General features: G+C 39.4%; 21 protein-coding genes. 5 read left to right on the forward strand and 16 right to left on the reverse strand.

All coding sequences use genetic code 11. The features are described from left to right. Nucleotides 1-1,219 precede the first annotated feature (1,219 nt). Both CVD23_RS10510 and CVD23_RS10515 read left to right on the forward strand, forming a co-directional pair. Entirely contained in the window at nt 1,220-1,846 is a 627-nt protein-coding gene (locus tag CVD23_RS10510) for a PadR family transcriptional regulator (RefSeq protein WP_180955627.1), read from the forward strand. Between the two features lie 100 nt (nt 1,847-1,946). Beyond that, nucleotides 1,947-3,224, forward strand: coding sequence for an MFS transporter (locus CVD23_RS10515; protein ID WP_101665967.1), 1,278 nt, complete (start codon nt 1,947-1,949; stop codon nt 3,222-3,224). A 1,335-nt stretch (nt 3,225-4,559) separates the two neighbouring features. Here the strand turns inward: CVD23_RS10515 and CVD23_RS10520 are convergent. Beyond that, complete coding sequence (locus tag CVD23_RS10520) at nt 4,560-5,411, reverse strand: VOC family protein (RefSeq protein WP_101665968.1); 852 nt, start codon at nt 5,409-5,411, stop codon at nt 4,560-4,562. Between the two features lie 216 nt (nt 5,412-5,627). Here CVD23_RS10520 and CVD23_RS10525 point away from each other — a divergent pair, with 216 nt between their 5' ends. The 3 genes from CVD23_RS10525 (at nt 5,628) to hepT (ending at nt 6,925) form a co-directional block, all read left to right on the forward strand. After that, nucleotides 5,628-5,960: a winged helix-turn-helix transcriptional regulator gene (locus CVD23_RS10525; protein WP_101665969.1), complete on the forward strand. Its 333-nt coding sequence runs from the start codon at nt 5,628-5,630 to the stop codon at nt 5,958-5,960. Between the two features lie 160 nt (nt 5,961-6,120). Next, complete coding sequence (mntA, locus tag CVD23_RS10530; RefSeq protein ID WP_101665970.1) at nt 6,121-6,525, forward strand: type VII toxin-antitoxin system MntA family adenylyltransferase antitoxin; 405 nt, start codon at nt 6,121-6,123, stop codon at nt 6,523-6,525. After that, the gene (gene hepT, locus CVD23_RS10535) at nt 6,515-6,925 is read left to right on the forward strand and encodes a type VII toxin-antitoxin system HepT family RNase toxin (RefSeq protein ID WP_101575238.1); all 411 of its coding nucleotides are present in this window, start codon (nt 6,515-6,517) and stop codon (nt 6,923-6,925) included. Before mntA ends, hepT begins: the two co-directional genes overlap by 11 nt. A gap of 144 nt (nt 6,926-7,069) precedes the next feature. On the opposite strand, the gene CVD23_RS10540 is transcribed toward hepT, so the two are convergent. The 15 genes from CVD23_RS10540 to CVD23_RS10610 form a co-directional block, all read right to left on the reverse strand. Further along, on the reverse strand, nt 7,070-7,723 hold the full coding sequence (locus tag CVD23_RS10540) for an exonuclease domain-containing protein (protein ID WP_374702632.1): 654 nt from the start codon (nt 7,721-7,723) through the stop codon (nt 7,070-7,072). Nucleotides 7,724-7,928: 205 nt separating this feature from the next. Next, nucleotides 7,929-9,323, reverse strand: coding sequence for a tetratricopeptide repeat protein (locus tag CVD23_RS10545; RefSeq protein ID WP_101665972.1), 1,395 nt, complete (start codon nt 9,321-9,323; stop codon nt 7,929-7,931). 484 nt (nt 9,324-9,807) lie between these two features. Next, on the reverse strand, nt 9,808-10,233 hold the full coding sequence (locus CVD23_RS10550; protein WP_101665973.1) for an NUDIX domain-containing protein: 426 nt from the start codon (nt 10,231-10,233) through the stop codon (nt 9,808-9,810). 103 nt (nt 10,234-10,336) lie between these two features. After that, complete coding sequence (locus CVD23_RS10555; RefSeq protein ID WP_180955628.1) at nt 10,337-10,825, reverse strand: hypothetical protein; 489 nt, start codon at nt 10,823-10,825, stop codon at nt 10,337-10,339. Further along, complete coding sequence (locus tag CVD23_RS22865; protein WP_180955629.1) at nt 10,822-11,172, reverse strand: MFS transporter; 351 nt, start codon at nt 11,170-11,172, stop codon at nt 10,822-10,824. The genes CVD23_RS10555 and CVD23_RS22865 overlap by 4 nt, the downstream gene beginning before the upstream one ends. A 493-nt stretch (nt 11,173-11,665) precedes the next feature. Continuing rightward, nucleotides 11,666-12,496, reverse strand: a complete 831-nt coding sequence (locus tag CVD23_RS10565) for a formate/nitrite transporter family protein (protein WP_101665975.1) — start codon at nt 12,494-12,496, stop codon at nt 11,666-11,668. A 189-nt stretch (nt 12,497-12,685) separates the two neighbouring features. Further along, nucleotides 12,686-13,483, reverse strand: coding sequence for an undecaprenyl-diphosphate phosphatase (bacA, locus tag CVD23_RS10570; RefSeq protein ID WP_101665976.1), 798 nt, complete (start codon nt 13,481-13,483; stop codon nt 12,686-12,688). Nucleotides 13,484-14,062: 579 nt separating this feature from the next. Then, on the reverse strand, nt 14,063-15,460 hold the full coding sequence (locus tag CVD23_RS10575; protein ID WP_101665977.1) for a M28 family peptidase: 1,398 nt from the start codon (nt 15,458-15,460) through the stop codon (nt 14,063-14,065). A gap of 425 nt (nt 15,461-15,885) precedes the next feature. Beyond that, entirely contained in the window at nt 15,886-17,298 is a 1,413-nt protein-coding gene (locus tag CVD23_RS10580) for a M20/M25/M40 family metallo-hydrolase (RefSeq protein ID WP_101665978.1), read from the reverse strand. Nucleotides 17,299-17,400: 102 nt separating this feature from the next. Then, nucleotides 17,401-18,135, reverse strand: coding sequence for a class I SAM-dependent DNA methyltransferase (locus tag CVD23_RS10585; protein ID WP_308314934.1), 735 nt, complete (start codon nt 18,133-18,135; stop codon nt 17,401-17,403). A 15-nt stretch (nt 18,136-18,150) separates the two neighbouring features. Next, nucleotides 18,151-19,380, reverse strand: coding sequence for an MFS transporter (locus tag CVD23_RS10590; protein ID WP_101665980.1), 1,230 nt, complete (start codon nt 19,378-19,380; stop codon nt 18,151-18,153). A gap of 124 nt (nt 19,381-19,504) precedes the next feature. Further along, nucleotides 19,505-19,867: a hypothetical protein gene (locus CVD23_RS10595; protein WP_101665981.1), complete on the reverse strand. Its 363-nt coding sequence runs from the start codon at nt 19,865-19,867 to the stop codon at nt 19,505-19,507. 13 nt (nt 19,868-19,880) lie between these two features. Further along, nucleotides 19,881-20,402, reverse strand: a complete 522-nt coding sequence (locus tag CVD23_RS10600; protein WP_101665982.1) for a hypothetical protein — start codon at nt 20,400-20,402, stop codon at nt 19,881-19,883. A 28-nt stretch (nt 20,403-20,430) separates the two neighbouring features. Continuing rightward, nucleotides 20,431-20,769 (reverse strand): SWIM zinc finger family protein, encoded by a 339-nt coding sequence (locus tag CVD23_RS10605; protein WP_101665983.1) that lies wholly within the window; start codon nt 20,767-20,769, stop codon nt 20,431-20,433. 53 nt (nt 20,770-20,822) lie between these two features. Further along, entirely contained in the window at nt 20,823-21,353 is a 531-nt protein-coding gene (locus CVD23_RS10610) for a CGNR zinc finger domain-containing protein (RefSeq protein WP_180955630.1), read from the reverse strand. Between the last annotated feature and the right edge of the window lie 26 nt (nt 21,354-21,379).

Genomic DNA, 21,379 nt, shown 5'->3' on the forward strand with positions numbered 1-21,379 from the left:
CTTGACACTTACTCGGGTTGGACTTTCACCAACTAGCAATTAACGGCTTGCTGGGCACGCGTATAACAATTAAGCCCTTGACTGCTCCAATAGGATCGTCAGGGGTTTATATAAGTTTAGGATTTAGCACTATTTCTGCCAAGAGTGGCCCCCATTTATATCCTTTGTTCCCGGCACACCGAATCTTGTGAGTTTCTGGCCTAGGTTCCGCACCTTTATAAAAACCTTCTAAACCTTCGTCTTAACGGCTATTCAATTCTTTAACTTTGCTTCGTACGATTTCTAACGAGAAGTAGCGACATGAGCCAACTAGATATAGTTCAGTTCCTTTATATGATCTTCCATTGCATACGACGTTGATCGGGAGTTAATATTTCTGCACTTGCCACTTCGCTGTATTATACTTTGTTTGCTTAGTCCGAATATCGACTCAGTATGGACCAGGAAACCCAACCAAGAAACCTACGGTTATAAGGATAGTCTATGCGGTGTTCTATTTGTAGACCTTTAGCTTTAGGCTATGTTCGATAAATTAGGTGATCGATTTAATAACACAGTGTCCTTCTTTTCTTGTGCTTGTGATTCCTCCGTCCGGTTTCAGACTTCGCCCGACAGATGGAATCATATGATTAGTTCCATGTTTAAAAAACAGTAAGGACAAACCCAGCTTCCATAGAGATGGTGGGCAAACTGTTAGAGAAATATCACCACCTATATTATGGTTCCCGTAATTTCATTCCAGCCTATATTAGAGCTAATAATAGATTTTTCTCATGGCAAGATTCGATTCATTAAAATACCAAATATTACTCTAATGTTGCCGTAGCACTTTATTTATATGGATGCGTATATGATTGAAAAATCCAATATCGTAGTTTTTAGGACGCTTCTCCATGAACATATTATGAGCAGGCGCCCTTAATGAAGAATTATACTATTGGACGAGCGGAAACAATTTACCAATATCAAATGTACAGAACTAATCAGTTGGTTTACTGTGTAACATCATGGTTAAAACTAAAGAAGTACATGGTCAGTCTTGGACTGGCTATTTTGCTTAAAACCCACAAGTAAACCCTTACCCACACCTTCTCATTTTCTCTTACTTATGCCAATCAAATAAACTGAATAGGTTGAATTTATTTTACATTGACAATTTTTAATTTTTTGTATAATCTATATATAGTTGAGACCTATCTTATCTATAGGTGGTGAGCATGTGTCGATTGAAAATATCATCCTAGGAGTTCTTAGTTGGAAACCTTGTTCAGGATACGATATACAAACAGAAGTAGAGTATAAGGGACGTAACATGGGCTGGGGCAGGGTAGGATATGGAAGTATATATCCAAAATTAAAAAGAATGGAAATTGAAGGTTTAATTTATACATATCATTCAGAAGAAGGTGGCCGGAAAACCAATGTATATGAATTAACCGAAAAGGGTTGGCGGGCTCTATCAAACTGGTTAATTAAGCCTCCAGCCTATCCTGTTACGCGAGATGAACTATTTATGAAATTGAGCTTTTGGGAAACTGGTTTACCGGAAGCACGTACCACATTAATTGAGCACCTAAAGTTACGGTACGGCGAATCTCTATCGATGTTAAAACATTATAATAATTGGGAAAGGAATGGATTCTCATCAATCAGTGAGTTTGGAGCTTTAGGAATTGCATATGTAAAAGAACGATTACAATTGGAATTAAAATGGATTGATGGCGCAATTAAACAGCTTGAAGGAGAAGAAAAACCCCCCGTTCAAGATCCAAATAATCTCATTGCTAAGGCAAAGGAAAGACGAAAAATTATTTTTGAAAGTATGAACAAAGACCAAAAAAAGTAAATGTCATTTGTAGCACCAATCAGTATTTTCTTGTCAGTCTGGTCTCTTTGCACATAAAGAGCCACGATAAATTGAAATCTAAAAGGGGATATCTCTAAAAATGAAGCATCGTTCTCTTTTTGCTCCATTGAGAAACCGTCATTTCCGATATCTATTCGCTGGACAAGTAGTCTCAGACATTGGTAACTGGTTTAGTTTTCTAGCTATCGGCATATTATTAGCTTACAGATGGCAATTATCTCCTGTAGAGATAGCCTTATTTCCTATCGCTATGTCTCTTCCTTGGATTGTATTCAGCCCTTTTTCTGGTGTTTGGGCGGATCTTTTGCCTAAAAAAAGGCTACTTATTATCTGTGATTTGTTAAGAGCCATTATAGTTACCGGGTACATTTTTGCCCCGAACTTAATTGTTATCTTAACTCTTGTTATTCTAAATGGAATTGTTTCAACTTTATTCGATCCGGCGAGACAAGGCGCTATCCGTTTTATTGTCCCAAAGGAACATCTGCTTCAAGCGAACTCACTTAGTCAACTCTCCGTCCATACATCTAAAATTTTAGCTCCAACCCTTGGTGGTATCATTGTGACTACCTTTAGTCCTAATATAGCTTTCATCACAAATGCACTTTGCTATTTAATATCTGCTTTTTTTCTTTTGGGATTGCCACGAATGAATATATCCGCTACAAAAGCAAAATTAAATCCAATTTCATTTTGGAAAGATTTTCAAGACGGATGGAGACATATCCTTACTAAGCGTAATCTGATTCTCGGTATGGGCTTTATGTTTGTTGGAACCTTTCTTGTTTTTCTGTTTGACAGCTTTCTTGCTTTATGGGCAAAAGATATGGGATTATCTGAGTCATCATTTGGTATCTTAATAGGCTCTATAGGGTTAGGAAGTGTTATTGGAGCAATTATTATAGGAAAGTTAGGTCAAAAAATCCACCCATTACGACTTATGTTTTTAGCTGCAATCTTGGTAGGATCTCTTATCGCCGTTGCAGGTATAGGCGAGTTAGGTTATCTTCCTAAATCTATTATACTATGGATCGTTGTCTGGTTTTCCGTCGGTTTCATTGGGTCGGGATATTCTATCTCCTTCGGGTATATTCTTCAAATAGAAACTCCACAAGATCTGATGGGAAGAATTTATGGAACTTCTCAAGGTATACAAAGCATTCCCATATTAATAGCACCACTGATTGGCGCTTTTTTGATTGAAAATTTAGGAACTGGTGGATTGTTTCTATTCGCTGGAGGCGTTACGACCTTAATCACTTCCTTTGTGTTTATTTTCGTTCGCGTAGATACAATCGATGAGGAGGAACAAAACTCCTCATTAGAATCAGAAAAGGAGCATAGTCGCTCATTTTAATTTAGCTAAAACTCAGTCAGTTCTTCTAACGAGCGGGGAAAAGGGTGAATACCTTTGCCATTTATAGCTACTGTTGCTTTACTATTGCTTTTGCATTTTCGGATACTATTAACTATTCATATAGGAAAAACAGTGGAGCATCAGGGGGGGACTTTTCCACCGTCCTCTCCCACCACCGTATGTAACGTTTGTTATAAGCGATTCCCTTAAGTTCTGACGGATTAGGTCCTTGTATACTCTTCTGTCCTGGATCTTGTCATTATGCGAGTTAATGTGTGTTGAGCAGTATGGGGTTACATACGCCAATATTTATTATGTATAATTTCCCCGAACTTAGGCTTTTTCTTAGCCAACTTCTTAGAGATGGGCATTTCTATTTTATTTCCAGTTTCTTCCATTGTTATAAAACATTTCTAGTTTTGGGTTTCACATAAGAAACCACCCATCTGATTACCGCCTACTACAAAAACTCATCCAGTTCTCTTTCCATGAAGCGAGCATACCTCTCCTCCCCATTTTGCCTTTTGGGTAAACGAGGGCCACTAGTCTTGATCCGATCAATGCTTGTGATAAATTTTGATGTGTTCTTTTAGAACGCAATACTGAAACTTCTGCAGATTCTATAAAAGGACGGCAAGTACGGTACGAACATCCTTACCTTATTTCCCCACTCATCCTTGAGTGTTTCCGTTGCCGACATAACGATACCTCTACAGACACTTCGTCGCCTTCGATACCGTACTGCTAGTATCAATCTATAAGCTAAAACGACTTCGTCTCCATAGTACAGACTCAACTTTGTCTCTTCATGATTCCGACAGCCTCGTTGGTGCAGCATAGTACTTATTTGCAAGTCCTTTGGAATGAATTATTCTTACTGCAGATAGTCTGCCCTATGTTGGATTAATACAGTCCCTTGAGTCATTCCCCTAAAGCGTGGATATAGCGCAGTGAAGGGCTTTAATCTACTTGTTAACGACGCTGTCACGCGCATAGTGATATGGGAGCGTCTGACTTTCCGTCCATCCTAGAAACTTCGTTGTATCCTTATATATCGACATTCTTCATAGGGTAGGAACGGAAATCTCACGGTGTTTTCTATCTTTCATCTGAACATAGCCAGCATCTTAGCTAAATCAATCACATTATTGCAGAAATATGCTAGTGTATCGTGTTACTTTCTAAGACAATATAGAATTGCATCCTTTCATCTCGGGCTGCGTCCTAATTTATTGTAGATAATAGACTGAAACTTTGTCGGATCATTTAGCCAGTGCACTGTTAAGAAGAGGTGTAGTCTGTTCACTTGCACCTCTTTTTTTCTGATTACAAAGTTTAAATTACTAACTGAATCCTGTTTCCGGACGGATCCTCAGTCATGAAAACCCCGTTTTCCTGCCACACTTTCGCATCGATTTTGTTGAGCTGTTCGATCACTTCTGTTCTCGCATCAGCAGTGGGAAGCAGTAAAGAATACGAGCTCAATCCAACACTGTTATCAGCAGGCGCCGGTGCCCCCACTCCGTTCCATGTATTTAATCCGATGTGATGATGATATCCGCCGGTAGAGATAAACAATGCCTGATTTCCGTAACGGGTTGCGATATCAAATCCCAAACCCTGAATATAAAACTCTTCAGTTTTTTGTAATTCGGCTACATGCAAATGGATATGCCCCATCAATGTTCTTTCAGGAAGACCGTTCCACTCTTGACCGTTCCCCTCCGCAAGAAGGTCTTCTGCGTCTAACCGTTCGGTTGCCATCACTACTTCACCATTGTGCCAATCCCATGTTGAAGCAGGCCGATCAGTATAAATCTCAATCCCATTTCCATCCGGGTCTACTAAATATAGCGCTTCACTGACAAGATGATCAGAAGCTCCTTGCAATGGATAACCGTGTTTGATAAAGTGCTTTAAAACCGCTGCTAAATCGGACCGTTTCGGGAGCAACAGTGCGTAATGGTATAAACCTGTAGTGCGTGGCTGTTTCGGAACCACATTTTCCGGCTGTTCGATCGACAACAGGGGAGTTCGCCCGTCTGCTGTTAATATCGCTTTTCCGGCTGATTGCTCCAAGACGCGAAACCCAATCACGTTTTGATAAAAATTTAAAGACCGCTCCAAATTCTCTACTTTTAGGTCAACTTGACGAACGAATGTGTGTGGCTGGCGATGAAATTCCATAAAACCCTCCCATGTATAAATATTCATTCCAACTAACATATACTACATTCTTGCTTATTGTTTCCTGTTCCTTATTTTTCTCAACATTAAAGTTAGTTACTTTATGTAAGTAATTATATTTTTGTAATTTAATAATGTCAAGTAACTTAATTGTATAAAATAATGTTATTATTTTTCACAATAGGATATACTATTAACAACGGGAGGATGGAAGACATGAATAAAACTGCTCTTTGCCCGAGGTTTGAAAAAGCGATGAGTATTTTAAGCCAGCGATGGACAGGGCTGATCATTTACCAAATGCTGTCGGGTCCACAGCGTTTTTGTACGATCGAATCTGCGATTGGCGTGAGCGGAAGACTGCTTTCAGAAAGGTTAAAGGAATTGGAGAATCAGGGGATCGTGAACCGCGAAGTTTTTCCAGAAACTCCTGTTCGAATCGAATACTCTTTGACCGAAAAAGGTTTATCTCTGGAACCGCTGATGAGAGAAATAGAAAAATGGTCCCAAACATGGCTGGAAACTGACAGCACAGCAAAGAATGATTAAAGCCGATTGTGTCTGGGACAGTCGGCTTTTTTGTTCGAGGAACATCTATTATCTTCTTTCATTCAATTTTCTATATGATCTTTTAAAAAAAGATTTTAAAACCTTAATTTCTTGTTTAAAATTAAGTTAAACTAGGAAATAACGAGTTGGAGTGATTGAGGTGAGCGAACTGATATGTAAGAAAATCATAAACACTTTGGTGACGGAACTTGAACCAGTTTTTGTTATCCTATTCGGTTCGGCAGCGAAAGGAATAGCAAACCCAAATAGCGATCTCGATATTGCTTTTTTTAGCAATAAGTCGGTTACACCATACGATTTATTTATTCTCTCTCAGCAGCTCGCTGATTATGCGGAAAGGGATGTTGACCTTATTGATTTGTCCCGGTCGTCCACCGTCTTTCAAGCTCAAATTATTACAACGGGAAAAACGATTTATTGTGCTGATGAAGCTGCAAAAAGAGCGTTCGAGATGAAGACTTTAAAAATGTATGCAAAGCTCAACGAAGAACGGCAGGTTATATTAGATAAAATTTTTGAAAGCGGGATTATCTATGAAAAATGATGTCATCCTTAATAAAGTCAGTATTATTGAACGCTGTATAAAGAGGGTTCGTGAAGAATATAAAGACAACCCGGACAATCTAAACAATTTTACAAAGCAGGACTCGATCATCCTCAATATTCAAAGATCCTGCGAAGCTTGTATTGATATCGCCATGCACATCATTGCCACAGAAGGGCTTGGTTTGCCGCAATCAAGCAGAGATGCTTTTGACATTCTGCACTCACAAAAAATTATTAATGATGAATTAAGCAGACAAATGAAAGCAATGGTTGGATTTAGAAATATCGCTGTACATGACTATCGAACTATTCAACTGAATATTCTTCAAAAAGTAATCGAGCTTCACCTTGACGATTTTACTCGATTCACAAAAACAATTCTTAGCTTTTATAAATAGCTTTCGTATCAAATTTTAGTTCAACAAAAAAATGCTCTAAGCACTTAACAGCTCCTATTTAATGCAACACTCCCCCACTTCCGACCTTAAAGTGAAGGAGCCTCATCATACATAAATTGCAAAAAGTTACATTATTATGAATAGTTATTCATTTATTGCATGCCTGCCATTCTCCTCCATAGCAAGTGAACGCTTGTAACTTTTTTTGGCCCCAGCCGGTTGATACTTGCTCATCGGGAGCTTTTGCAGAACCTCTTTAAGGTATGGAGCTCCTTGAGGGCTTATCTTTTTAAGCAATTCCATTAAGTATGTAATATCATCTAACGCCCTATGTGTCTGGTAGTTGGTAATACTATGTGATTTTAATAGTGTCAGAAGCTTGCTGTTGGGAAAACCATAGTCTTTCCAGGCAACGCCTTTCATTGTACAATACCATTTTAAATCGTTAACCTCCGGGTACATCCAGTATAAAAAACTCCTGTCAAAGGATGCATTATGGGCCAGTACGGTATCCGCCCTGTAAAAAAATGATGTCACTTTCGCATCATAAAAGCTTTTGCCCATCACCGATTGATAAGGGATACCATGAATTTTAAAGGCTTGGTCATAATTTTGCCGGGCAGATGTTGAGATTGGCTCTCTTAGAAAAGAAGCCTCATCAATGATCTCAAGCACCTCTCCTGTATCCTCACGATAAGAAAATAACTTTACAGCAAGCTCAATGATTTCATCTGACTTTGGACTAAGTCCTGTAGTCTCAACATCAAGCACCAGTCCGGTCTTCATTTGTTTATTCAAGATCATCACCCTTGTTCCATATCTTTATTATTTCTAAATTATAGCAGAACTACTGAAAGAATTGTTCTGCCAATCTTTTTCAGCTTGGGTGACTTTGAAAATATGTTTCTCATTACGTGTTTAAAAAATCATTTCTAGCAGGCTTATGCGGAAATTGTTCATTATAAGCCGGGACTAGGCGTCAAAATTAAGGCGACCTGCCGATTCAAGCTTTTTGCATATTGGAGTAGATGTACAGGTAATTATTCGATTCTTCAACCATCCCGAGTTCACGGTAAACCTTTGTCAACCACTGGACAGGATTCGGATCGTCGGGTTTTAATTCCATTTCCCATGTAAAGCACTCTATCGCTTTCTCGTACTGTTTAAATTTGTGATAATACTGGCCAAGTGTAAACTGCTTATCCGGATCATCTTGAATGATAAACATCGACGTAATTAATTTCATGGTCGGAATGGAATTTTCAATTTCCAACAAAGGCTGGAGCCAATTATGGACATAGGTGATGCTGTTTTCACTTAATAATAGAGGAATAATCGCTTGGAGTATCTTTTCCAAATTGACATGGCTTGTTTCATGAATCAGGTATGTGCGCAGGTTTTCCAAGTGTAATTTCTTGATGCTCAAAGAGTTTTTTTCAAATAATTCGGATAACTGCTGTTGCTGAGGCCCGGTAATATTGGAACGCGGCTGTTCAGTGATCAGATTGATTGCATCTTCAAATTGTCCGATATCAATCATCATTTCAAATACTTCTTTCTGAAGCCGATTACCTTTTACAACCTTTTTAAGAAAAGGATCCGATAACAAGACAGACCGCTCTTTTTCTGACAGATGAGCAGTAATTAATTGTATAAACTGGTCATAATATTTTTCTTCAGGACAGCTTGATGTGCGGAAATGATCGATGTATAGGACGAGCAGGTCATGCCATCTGGCTTCCTTCGATAAAACCGTCTGCAAATAAGCAAAATGGGGCTCGCTCTCCTTTTGATAAAAGGCATTCATCTCGGAATAAAGGGAATCTTTCGCATGCTGTTCCGGATCTATCCTGTCATAAAGGAGCTTATATTTTTGATAATACACATGGTGGGAAAGTTCTTGTGCCCACGTATTTTCCGGTTCGAAATCAATAATAATCATGAGAATTTGATAAGCAAAGCGGAGCTGGCCATTGCGTCGATATTCGTAAAAGAAAGCTTTCATTGTATCAATGATGGCGTGTTTTGGCATAAAGGAATCGAAAAAAGAGAGAATGAGTGCAGTTTCTTGTGAAGAATATTGCTTTCGGAGCATGTTCTGGACCTGTTTTTCCAACTTCAATGGGAAGGTATGCTGCTGAAGAAGCATCGTATCAATAAGCGGATGGGGCGATGAAAAGATAATGCCTTCTGTAAAAACTTTTTTCAAACGGGAATGGTCGGATATTTTCGTTGACTTACCTAGAATAAAGCGGTTTTTATAGAAAAACAGATAGATGGGCTCGTTACCGGGACTTATGACCTCAAGAACCTTCACGCGATGATAACAGGCCATTCTGTTCACCGTAAATTCGGTCGCAGCTTTTGCAGTGCTGATCGTTACCGATTGTCCACTCATCGTGATCCCTCCATATTGTCAGCTTAATAAACTATATCTGATAGTTTTATTTTAGCACTGTTACAAATAAGATGGAAACCAAACATGAAAAATAAGCGCAGGGCCGCCTTATTGACGGAGGAAATTCCAATTATAAGCAATCGATTCGCGCGCGGTTACACTAAAGGGCGGTGCGTTGCAATAATGAATTTGATTGCATGAGGAAATATGATTTCATTAAAATTAGAATGTTAAACCCGAAGAGATTCCTCGCTTAACTTGAACTTAAACATAGAAGATTATTGACACGCGCCCTCTTCATTAAAGAAGCAGAAATATGCACTCTTAAACTTCCCTGCCAGACTTGAATAACACTATTGGTTAATTTTTAATCTTAAAAAATAAAAAAAGAATAATGGACCTTTTCATATCCACTACTCAAAAAAGTTACATATAGAATTATCTGGTTGGTTTCTACGGACCCCTCGGTATTTTTTACTTTCTCTTAAAAATAGTTCAATATATCACGTGGCGCAAACTCCTCCATTTCTTGCAGTTCTTTTTTACTCCACCATTTTAATCCTCTAAATGTGTTTTTTTCATTTTCACTCATCTTTTGTATCGACAGTTTTGTATTAGATTGAATCTTAATTTTATAATAAATTTCACGACTAATAAAAGACCCTTTTTTTCCTTCAATTAATACATCTAGCTCAAATATTGGCATATCTTTAATATCTATAATAATACCCAGCTCTTCGTCTAATTCTCGTTTTAAAGCTTCAACTGGAGTTTCATTTAAATTAATACCTCCGCCTGGAGTTACCCATAACACTTTATTTTCTATAACGTCTTTAAACTCAAATTCCTCAAGAAGAATTTCATTAAATTCATTGACTATCAAAGCTCTTGAACATTTGCGAATATCCATCAAATTCCCCCCTATTAATACTAAATTTCTTGCTAATATTAAAACAAATAATGAATAGTAGACGTTTATGTTTTTAATGCTTTAATTTTGCAAAATTTAGTACCTAAAAGTACTTCAAACATTTCTCCATTGAGTCAAGTGTACATTCTAAATACCAATGTAACTGGTCATGACCAGCTACATAAAACTTTTCAATTTTATCTTCCTTAGGAATGAAAGTTAAAAACACAATATTCCTAGGGTTATTTATTTCTTCACTTATTAGATTTTCTTGATCTAAATATCTTTTTAACTTCTCTGCATTAATTATAAAATCCCCGCGTTTATCTCTACATAAGTAACAAGTTGAGGAGACTATATCAAATAGATGGGGTCTAATTGAAAGTGAATCCCAATCAATTAAATTAATCTGATCCTTATAAAACAAAATATTAGTATTCTGATATTCTCCATGTGATACTGATTTTTCCATTTTTTCATATTCATTCTTATCAAACCTTAAAGTATTATAAATATCCATAATTCTTTTAGAGTAATTACTATCTACTTTTCCGTAATAATGATCATTGAGTTTAAATGTTTTATTTATCATTGAGCTAATGGCACAATCATACTGAGAATTGAATTTACACGGTGTCGTGATGAAGGTTCATTCTCTGTGATCCTCGAAATTATAGGATTAAGAGATGAGGAGAAAAAGGAACCCAAAGAACTCGTTATAAAAACTAATAATAGTAGAATAAACGGTATTTCAATACAACTAGGCATTAGTACAACTGTTATGGCACGTAGTACATCCGAAACCATAGCCGTTTGTTTATGCCCAAATCTATCAGAAATTGTCCCCGCTATGAATCCAGAAAAAAATGAAGCAAGACTCTTAGCTAACCATAACAGCGGGATATAATGCGGAGCATGTTCTGCGAAAATCAAACTCAAGCGATCCAGTCTCCAAGTGATGATACCAGACGACCAATATACAGTATAATTAATGAGATTGAAAATGCAGGTGATACTATATTTTTAGGTTTTAAATTAGTCATGTTTTAATGCTCCATTTTTAAGAAACTCCTGATATAGTTGTTAATACTTTCTTAATATGTTTTTTATCAGTTGGGCATGGTTGTTCACCTGGACAAGAGGCGCCTTGACAAGATGGTCTAAAAAAGCATTTTTGGCAACCTTCATCAATTGTCTCATTCGATGTAACCCAAAGATCAAATCGCTCTTGATTAATTTCTAAACTTCATCCACAGGTAGTCTTCCTGCTTTATTGCGCTCATCCTCTAATGCAACTGTGCATTTGTATAAAGTACCGTCTGAACCTATAACTATAGACCAACTATACTATACGTAATGTGTATTTTCCAAAACAACATCAATGACGAAAAAAAGCTCTGTTTGAAAAAATTCGAACAGAGCTTTCGTTATTTTACATCTCTTTCACGATCTTGAGGGTGTCCTTGCGGGCAGCGGTCTCATCGGGTATCCAAGTTTTATCCTTTTTGTATGCATGCCAGTATGCCATCGCAACAAAGACGGAACCGCCCACTGCATTGCCTAAAAATACGGGAACTAGATTTCGAATATAATCGAGCCATGTGAATGTGCCGGCAAAAATGGCAGCAGGAATGACAAACATATTGGCGACGACGTGCTGGAATCCAATCGCAACAAAAGCCATCGTCGGAAACCAGATTCCGATCATTTTCCCCGCCATATCCTTTGATCCGTATGATAGCCAGACCGCCAATGCAACGAGCCAGTTGCAGCCAATACCCGATATAAACGCTTCAAGATAGGATGCAGAAAGCTTGTGCTCGGCTATACTTACGGTTTTAGCTAAGTAAGGACCTGTTTCGGTAAGCCCGCCGACATGGCCAAATATGTAAGCAACAAAAATCGCACCTGCAAAATTACTGACCGTAATCAACAGCCAGTTATAAATAACCTTTTTCGTCGCAATTTTATCAGCTAACCTTGCGAGTGGAACAGCCATCATATTGCCGGTCAGCAGCTCCCCTCCCGCAATCAGGGTAAGGATCAGCCCGATTGGAAAAACTGATGCTCCGATCAGGGAACTTAAACCAGCCAGCTCCGCCGGCAATGGAGCTGTGACACGTATGTACAGTAAGTAGCCAAGCGCAACAAATGCGCCTGCCTGGAAACCCAATATCAATGTTTGCTGCAACGGGTACTTGGTTTTCTTTACCCCGCTTTCAATACTAATTTTAACAATTTGCTCAGGCCGGTAAAATGACATGGAACCAGATCCTTTCAAATGAATGCCATATGAATGTGAATAAGTTCACAATATTAATTTTACTGCAGATTTTCGCTTCTGGATATGAATATTTCTTTAACGTTTTCAAAGCGTTTTCATAAAAAAAACCAAAGTGACTAGACTTTGGTTTCATTTCAACAACAAACTATTTCACCCGTATCTATTTTTTCACAGCAAGACGAATACCGTAAACAAAATAGCTAACACAATTCGATAATACGCAAATGGTGTTAAGCCCCACTTTTCAAGCAGCTTTAAAAAGGTTACCACTGCTAACATCGCGACAACAAAAGAAGTAATAAATCCTACCGCAAACATTGGAATATCACTTGCGCTCAAATAATCCCAACTTTTTAATAAATCCAATCCCGTTGCACCAATCATAACAGGGATCGCAATCAAAAAAGAAAATTCCGATGCTGCTTTATAGCTGGCTCTTGCAAGCAACCCTCCCGAAATCGTCGATCCCGCCCTTGAGAAACCAGGATAGACGGCCAGACATTGAAACAAGCCAATGGTTAGGGCCTGCCGGTAAGTTAAATCATCCAATGAAAAAGAAGTCGGCTCTGGTTTCTTCTTTTCCGCAAAAATCATCAGAATCGCTCCTGCGACAAGTCCAATCACGACTGTGGACGGCTGAAACAAATATGTTTTGATCACGTCATGCAATAATAAACCTGCAATCACTGCAGGTAACACACCCAGAATGATATGTATCGCATTGAATTTCTGTTCTTTTCGAAATATGGGCTTGATGTTGAATAAAGAAACTAGACGCCCGCGGTACAAAACCGAAATCGCAAGAATGGCCCCCAGCTGGATGACGATCTCAAAAGTTTTCGCACTCTCCCCCTCAAATCCGAGCAAATGTCCTACCAATATCAAATGACCTGTAGAAGAAATAGGCAGGAACTCCGCTAACCCTTCAACAATTCCCAGTATGAATGCTATTAATATTTCTCCCAAAATCTCAACTCCCAGATACTTAATTGAACGGTGAATCCAACATTCGAAAAATAAAAACACACTTCATTATATACTATTAATTTTTTAAAATAACGTACTATTGCAACTGACACTCTCTAAAAATCAATGAACTGCGGGATTCTATAGTAAGTGAATTATTGATTTACGGAGTTTCATATTTTAAAAGTAGACAGAGCTTTTCCCGACAATAATTTATTACTTTATGGTATTCATAGCTCACTTCTCTCATATTTCCTATAAGTTGTCGCCTTCATGAACCCTATGAAGACCATTTCTCCTATTTTCCAAATGAGTTTTGGCCTTCATCAACCCTATGAAGACCATTTCTCCTATTTTCCAAATGAGTTTGGGTCTTCATGAGCCCTATGAAGACCTCTTTCCCTATTTTCCGAATCAGTTTTGGTCTTCATGAGCCATAAAAGCAGCCGCTCTCATAGCCCCATCTAAAAATAGCCAGAAAAAACAAGTTATATATTAAAATAGTCTGCCTCAGATATGCAATCACAGAAAAAATCCCCCAGCGGTAGTGCCACTGAAGGGATTATCCTTATCTCAGTCTTATTTAATACTTTGTTCGTAATATAGTTCCTCTGCCTTTTGTTTCTTCGATTTTTTCGGTTTTGGCCATTTTATATCGTATTTTGCGCGATCGTAGATGGCGGCACTGACGATTTCAGCAACATCCTGCAGCTTTTCCTTGCTGATTTTATCAATTGTATCGTCTGGAGTATGGTACCACGGCTCAACCGGGTCGTGAATGAACAGAGCCGCCGGAATACCAACTTCCGCAAATGGCACATGGTCACTTCTTCCGCCCTGTGCGTACGGTGTTGGCTGTCCATTAAATCTCGTGCTGGAAGCCTGGGCCAATTCTGTAACCAGATTGGGCTTTCCATCAAGTGTAAGCATGATCAGGTCTCCCGCATCTTTGCTTCCAACCATGTCAAGATTGAAGTTTGCGACGATCCGGTTTAGTTGGTCTTCAGGCAGATTATTCACATAATGTCTGGAGCCAAGAAGACCCTCTTCTTCCGCCCCAAACGTAATAAATCTGATTTCGGTGTCGGTCGGAATAGACTTAAGAACGCGTGCCAGCTCTAACGTCATTGCCGTTCCTGATGCATCATCATTGGCGCCTGGAGCACCGGCGACCGAATCGTGATGTGCCCCGAGAACGATGATTTCATTAGTAGATTTCTTTTTCGATGTCGGCGGTTTTGTTGCTATTACGTTATGGGAAGTTCTCTCACCCGACTCGGCTCCTGCAATTGTTAAAGCAGCTGTCAATGTTTGGCCATTATTTAGCAGGGAGGCAAGCGATTCTCCTTCGGACTTGCTTAATGAAACAGCCGGCACATATTTATCATTCGCCGTCCCAAGCGTTCCATTTAAAGGGCCATCAACATTGTTATAAATAACGACGCCGACAGCTCCCTTTTCAGCAGCATTCAACACTTTTTCGGCAAAAGGAATTTCACCGCGTTTAATAAAAGCAATTTTCCCGGTTAAATCGAGATTTTGCAGCTCATCTTTTTTTCCTAAACCCGCACTTACTAACTGTCCTGAAACATCCCCGTTCACAGAGAAGGTAAAGGCTCCTGGCTGCAGATCGCCGCTGAAACCATCTACACTAAGTTCGACCGTATCAGGAGGCGTATAACCGATAAACTTAAACTCTTGTATTTCGGTTTTATATCCGTATTTTTTAAATTGACTGTTAATGAATTCGACCGCTTTATTCTCGGACTCAGTTCCTGCGACACGCGGTGTTTTTGATAGATAATCAATATTGTTATAAATATTATCAACGTTTATCCTCTTGCTGACTATTTGCTCAAATTTATGATCCCACTGATTGTGAGCGGTTTCAGTTGATTTTGCTAAAACAGCAGGCGACCCAACTGCACTAAAAGATAATGCAGCTATCAAAGCTGCCAATAAAATTGGCTTTTTCATTCAATTCCCTCCTAACAAGAATGATAGTCTAGTAGATATTACAATATTTAGAATATTAAAATAAGGGTAAATATTACCGAAAAATGTAGGCCATTCATTCTATTTGATGGGTTTCATGTAAAATTTAGTGCGTTCGCTATGGGGAAGAATCACTATAGAAGATATAATGGCATTTCCTGCAGAAATAGGATTAATACTGTTTCGCTTAAATAAAACCCGTTTTCGCTTAATTCAGAAGACTTTCGCTTATATCATAACGAGGTTTCGCTTAAATCCCTGCATTTTTTCGCTAAATTCACTGTATCTGGATATCCAACGAGTAGGTTTGTTTGGAGAGAACAAGTTTTTCCAGTATATAAAATGTTTTTTAACCTTTTTTAGAAAAAAACATTCTACCAAAAAAAAGTAGAATGCTTTTAGTATGATTATAGACTTTCCACACTTTCCTGGTCCGCTTGAAGTGCCTTTGCAAATCCTGACAGCATATGAGCCATGTGGACAACGCCTTCTTCAAAGTCTTGAAGGCGAATCGATTCGTTTGGTGCGTGCGCCTTCGATTCTAGCCAACCCACACCGGTGCTGACAATCGGCAGCTTCAAGTATTTCCCGAAGTCATACATCGGACCGGTTCCGGCTGAGTTGGGCGCAAGCACGCCTTCATGTTGGTAGACTTCTTTAGCCGTTTTCAGTACGTGAGCCACAAATGGGTGGTTAAAATCTGAGCGGTATGCTTTTTGCCCGTTTACTGAGGTTACTTCAATATCAGTAAAGCCATGCTTGATTAAGTGTTTTTTAACACATTCCTCAATATGATCCGGGTCCTGGCCAGGCACCAACCGGCAGTCGAGCTTCGCTTTGGCGCTTTTAGGCAGAACCGTCTTCGAACCTTCACCCGTATAGCCGCTGACCAGGCCGCAAATCGTCATTGTCGGCTGAAACACCATCGCTTCTCTTGGATCTTCTCCGTTAGCTGCGGTGATGAGCGGTCTTGTAAGTCCATAGAGATTTCCTACCGCTTTCTCATCAAAAGGCAGGGCTTGAACCGCTTGCCTTTCTGCGTCGGTCGGCGCTGTTATCCCATCAAAAAATCCCTCGACTAATATTTCGTTTTGCTGGTTTTTCATCGTGGCCAATGCCTGGACTAACCGCCATGCCGCATTGTCAACGTACGCTCCAACAGATGAGTGCATATCAATAGCTGCACCGACACATGTCAACTCTAAATAGGCCATCCCTTTTACCCCTGCAACCATGTTGATCCGCTCATTTTCATCTTTGCCGCCGAATTCCCAAATACAGGCGTCTGCTTGAAATAAGTCCTGATAGTTTTTAAGATAAGGAGCAAGATTTGGGCTTCCGATTTCTTCCTCACCCTCGATCAGGAATTTGACATTGCACGGCAGTCCGCCTTCTGCTTTTTGCAAAACCTTCAGAGCAGTTAAGCGGGCAACCAGGTCGCCTTTATTATCGGCTACCCCTCGGGCATATAGAATGCCGTCAACAACGGCAGGGTTAAACGGTTCAGAATGCCATTCATCCAATGGATCAGGCGGCTGGACATCATAATGGTTATAAAACAGGAGTGTTTTGCTGGAATCTCCATTAGACCCGGCGGCAAAGAATCCATAGACAACAGGATTTCCGCCTAAATCGTCGAGAATTTTCGCCTCCCCGCCAGCCTCTTTAATCATTTTGACTACATATTGAACCGTTTCTGGAATAGCTGTATTTTGTGCAGAAACGGTCGGAAATCTTAAATATTCCTTTAGTGTCTCGATAGAGTCAGGAACCAGTTCCTTTGTATGACTCCATAGTGCATCCAAGTTGTGATTACCCATTAACAAGCTCCTCTCAAATAAGTGTGTATGAATATTTCGACATTCGAAAGAAAAATCCCTTTTTTCCTTTTCAAAAATAATTCCTCCAAAGCAGGAGGCATTTTACTTTTTTCCCGCCATGAATAAAAACCACGGAATTGTTAATCTTCTTTCATATATATCGGCATTTTTAAAATGTTGCCGTAGCGGTTTTGATTCTCTTAATTTTTCTATATTGAATCCCACGTTTTGCAATGCGAGAAAGTAAGTTTCAATCGTTCGATGATATTTGTACACCTGTGGATCCAACCATATTTGATCCCTGATGCCCTCGCTAAAGTACTGATCGACTAACCAGCCTGTTCTTTGTCCAACCGTCTGAAGAGTTGATGTGATAACAGAATGTTCAATTGAAAAAATAAATCTTCCCCCATCCTTTAAAGAGCAATAGATTTTCTCGAAAAGGGTGTCGATATTTTCTATGTAATGAAGCACCAGTCGAGAGACAACGAGATCATATCTGCTTTCCGGAAAATCGTAATCCTCCAGGGTAGAATGCACCACATTGCCATGTTCAAATATTTCCAGGTTCTTTACTGCCAGGTTATACATATTGTTCGAACCCTCCAGACCCAGGTAGCCCGCACTACCAGCTTGAAGCAATTTGACTCCATATTTCCCATCCCCACAGCCTAAGTCAAGTATATATAAACCGGAAACATTTCCAACCAACTCCTGAAAAATGGGTTTTTCAATTGTATCATTGGCATTATCCTTTGATTCTCTTTTTAAAGTATATTTACGAAAAAAATCGTCATTGTCGTAATATTGGGAGCCGTTATCTTTCAAATCAGTCACCTCTATTTATCAAGTTTAGTATTCTACTGTTTCTTCTTTTCCCACTGAAAAATAAACCTGTTTTCCAGGCTTGGCAACGAGGATAACAATAAAAACAGAAAGGATCATGTTCAAACCGGCGAGGATGACGATTGTGTAGCGGAGGGGGGAAATATCACCCAATACACCGATCAACAACAAGAATACGATTTGCGCGCCACTTTGAATCACTCCGATAACGCTTGTCATTCTTCCCATCAGATGAATCGGAACATTATTTTGATAAAAAGTGCTAAAGCCGGTATTTGAAAAAGCGTTAAAAAAACCGAGGATTGTAAAGCCAATCGCGATGGCAACAAATGAATTGGAAAGTGCGTAAATGAGATAACCGATTGCGACCATTAGCATTCCGCCTGCAATCAAATGTTTAATGCTTAAAAATCGTGTTGCCACGGTGACCAGGAAAGCACCAAGTGAGTAGCCTATTCCGGTGATACTGACAAGAAAGCTATAATCCGTTTCTGTTAACCCGACTACATCTTGAATAAAGACAACTTCTTGGGAATCCAGCGTTAACGAAAATAAGCCAAATGCGAGAAAACAGGCATAGATAGCTAGCACAAACGACTTTTCCCTTCCAAACTGGATCACTTCTTTCCAATCATCCCGGAGCGTTTCATAGCTGCCTTTCTTCACTTCAGCGGGATTTGCCTGTTGATCTGTGTCAGGCAAAAACATGATGATGAAGGCGGAAATGAGGAATGAAACAGCATTCAACAGAATCGCTATTTTCACTGAACCGATTAAAAACAACGCACCTGCAATGGAAGGACCGACGATAAACGCCCCTGAAGTCACCAAACTGTTGATTGAATTGAATTTTTTTCGCTTATTGACGGGAATAAGTTTTGCTATGTACGTGGTCGATGACGGAGCAAAAAAAGCTCTCGCAACGCTGATGAGGAACAGCAAGACATAAATGGTCCAAATGTTTGAAACAAATGGAATAATCCCGACGCCGGCTGCCCTGGCCAAATCAGCGATAATCATAATCTTTTTCTTATTTGCCCGGTCTATAATACTCCCGCTCCACGAATTTGTCAGGATCGAGGTGATCGGCCCGACAATCCATAACCCGGCTACAGCTGTTGCCGATTGGGTCATTTCATATACCAGCAGATTGATAGCGATCAAGTAAATAAAATCGCCCAGCGTCGAAATCCCGATCCCGCTAAGCAGAAGCGTTACTAGTCTCCAATTAAACACGCTCCCACCTCCCCTAAAGTAAATGTATGAAAATTGTCAATTTTCATTATAACATTTATGGTTCCAGTTACCAATTTGGATAAAAAAAAATTCCAGAAGAAAAGTTTTCTTCTGGAATCACCCGTCAAATTTGCTTTTTTACATAATGAGTAGAATACATCTCCTCCAAATGTGGATTCCCTGTTTTGGAAAAACGAAGCGGGCGCTTTGCGCCTTTCCCCCATTGCATATATACTGTTTTCGATGATTTAAGCTCTTCTTTTCTTGCAAACTCTTTTAATGTCTGGAGAGCATGATTTAATTTTGAAAGATTTCCGATCGTCACCCTCTCTAAATACGGAATCTTCCCGAATCTCCACTCTTCCACTTGTTTTTTGGTCAGCCGGTCCATTTTCACAAGCAGATCGACAGGACTGACGTATCCTTTTTCATGTAGAAGTTCTGAAGCACAGCTATATACTTTCTTTTCAATATCCTTTCTGCTCACTGCTATTCTCCTATCATTTAATCTTCCCCAGCTCGTCCACAAAGGCCGGCCGCCTCTCGTATTTTTGTTTTAGAGCTTCGATGAGCCCGTCAGCTTTGATTTTTCCGCACGCTTTTTTATACAGTTTGATAATCCGGCAAACATTATAGTATTTCTTCCTGTTTGAAGCTTCGGCTGCTGACTGTTCAATATAATCCTTAAACAGTGCATCTACTTCCTCACTGAATTCACCGGTCAGTTGCGGATATAAATCGGTGATATAGGAAGGATGGCGCTGGCAATATTCCAGCAGCTTGGATGTTAAATTCTCTTCGATCAAGATTTTCTCATAAACGGAAGACTGGTAGGATGAGTCAAAATCTTTAATAATCTTATCAAGAACATCGTCCCACTCTTCAGGTTGATAGAGTTCTTTTAGCTTCAAAAAATAATCATAATCCTGCTGAAATAAAAGGTCATACGCTAATTCACGTTGATTTGCAACATCATTAAGCAGCTCATATGCCTGATAACGACTTCGTTTCCACTCGTTCACGAGGCCACGATAATCAGCATCAGTCTCTTCACCGTCCAGGCAAAGTTGAAAACTTTGCTATATTCCTGGCCGCATTCTTCTTATTACTTTTTTTCGGCTTCAGTTCCTTCTTCCGGATCGCAAACAGGGCAGCTGCTATATGCTTGCAATGGGGACCCCAATCATAGGGACAGTCACAAAATGAATCAACAACCTGATCTTCATGTCCAAGATAGATTTCGACCGTGTAATAATCTGATCCGTTTATTTCAACGGTATAACCATCGGTGGTTTCTATTACAGTTTCAACCCGTCCGTTCTGAAAATAATCCAGGCCCCGCTCAAGTATGACATCTTCAATAAAATCTTCGAAATTGGACAGTTTCATTTGTGTTCTCCCTTGATATGATCACTTGATTTTGTATACTGCGGATTTTATGGTTATTTCTCTTTATTCCTGAACCGTCTTACTTTCGCAATCGTCCCGCAAGCCCGTCCGGATGGACTGTTTACGTTCATACTGCACCACTTTTTTGTCCCGCTTTTTGACTGGTCAAAAAATGCCCATTTACAATCCGGACATATTTTTATGCGCTGGAAAGATCCAGAAACGATCAATTCCATCATATTCGTCAACATGAAGTCAATCAAGCTATCCTTTTCTGATGTGAACCATGGTGAGAATCGTTCTTTGGCATCGATACGGTGAACTCTGAATTGCAGGCCTCTTTTGATAATCCAGGCATTGATATAGTCTGCTTCGCCCGATTCAATCGTTTGTCTAACATCTTTTCTAAAAGACACTGCTTCTTCCAAACTATCGATTTCGCTGGTAAATCCGATTTGAGTTTTGGCGAATTCAAGCAATTGCTGTTTTGTCTGAAAATGTTCTTTCGGTTTTCGATCATGATTGGGAATTTCCCATGTATTTAAAAATAATAAGAGTTGTTGTGCATCTTCACTAGTTTTCATATAGGTAACCACCATTCAAATTTACT

It is taken from the genome of Bacillus sp. V33-4, assembly GCF_002860225.1.
GTDB lineage: Bacteria > Bacillota > Bacilli > Bacillales > Cytobacillaceae > Bacillus_BJ > Bacillus_BJ canaveralius.

Excerpts from the sequence above, each read along its gene's own strand:
- CVD23_RS10515 (WP_101665967.1), top strand. The coding sequence starts at position 1,947 with ATGAAGCATCGTTCTCTTTTTGCTCCATTGAGAAACCGTCATTTCCGA.
- CVD23_RS10520 (WP_101665968.1), bottom strand. The coding sequence starts at position 5,411 with ATGGAATTTCATCGCCAGCCACACACATTCGTTCGTCAAGTTGACCTA.
- CVD23_RS10525 (WP_101665969.1), top strand. The coding sequence starts at position 5,628 with ATGAATAAAACTGCTCTTTGCCCGAGGTTTGAAAAAGCGATGAGTATT.
- hepT (WP_101575238.1), top strand. The coding sequence starts at position 6,515 with ATGAAAAATGATGTCATCCTTAATAAAGTCAGTATTATTGAACGCTGT.
- CVD23_RS10545 (WP_101665972.1), bottom strand. The coding sequence starts at position 9,323 with ATGAGTGGACAATCGGTAACGATCAGCACTGCAAAAGCTGCGACCGAA.
- CVD23_RS10550 (WP_101665973.1), bottom strand. The coding sequence starts at position 10,233 with ATGGATATTCGCAAATGTTCAAGAGCTTTGATAGTCAATGAATTTAAT.
- CVD23_RS10555 (WP_180955628.1), bottom strand. The coding sequence starts at position 10,825 with ATGATAAATAAAACATTTAAACTCAATGATCATTATTACGGAAAAGTA.
- CVD23_RS10565 (WP_101665975.1), bottom strand. The coding sequence starts at position 12,496 with ATGTCATTTTACCGGCCTGAGCAAATTGTTAAAATTAGTATTGAAAGC.
- CVD23_RS10575 (WP_101665977.1), bottom strand. The coding sequence starts at position 15,460 with ATGAAAAAGCCAATTTTATTGGCAGCTTTGATAGCTGCATTATCTTTT.
- CVD23_RS10580 (WP_101665978.1), bottom strand. The coding sequence starts at position 17,298 with ATGGGTAATCACAACTTGGATGCACTATGGAGTCATACAAAGGAACTG.
- CVD23_RS10605 (WP_101665983.1), bottom strand. The coding sequence starts at position 20,769 with ATGAAACTGTCCAATTTCGAAGATTTTATTGAAGATGTCATACTTGAG.
- CVD23_RS10610 (WP_180955630.1), bottom strand. The coding sequence starts at position 21,353 with ATGAAAACTAGTGAAGATGCACAACAACTCTTATTATTTTTAAATACA.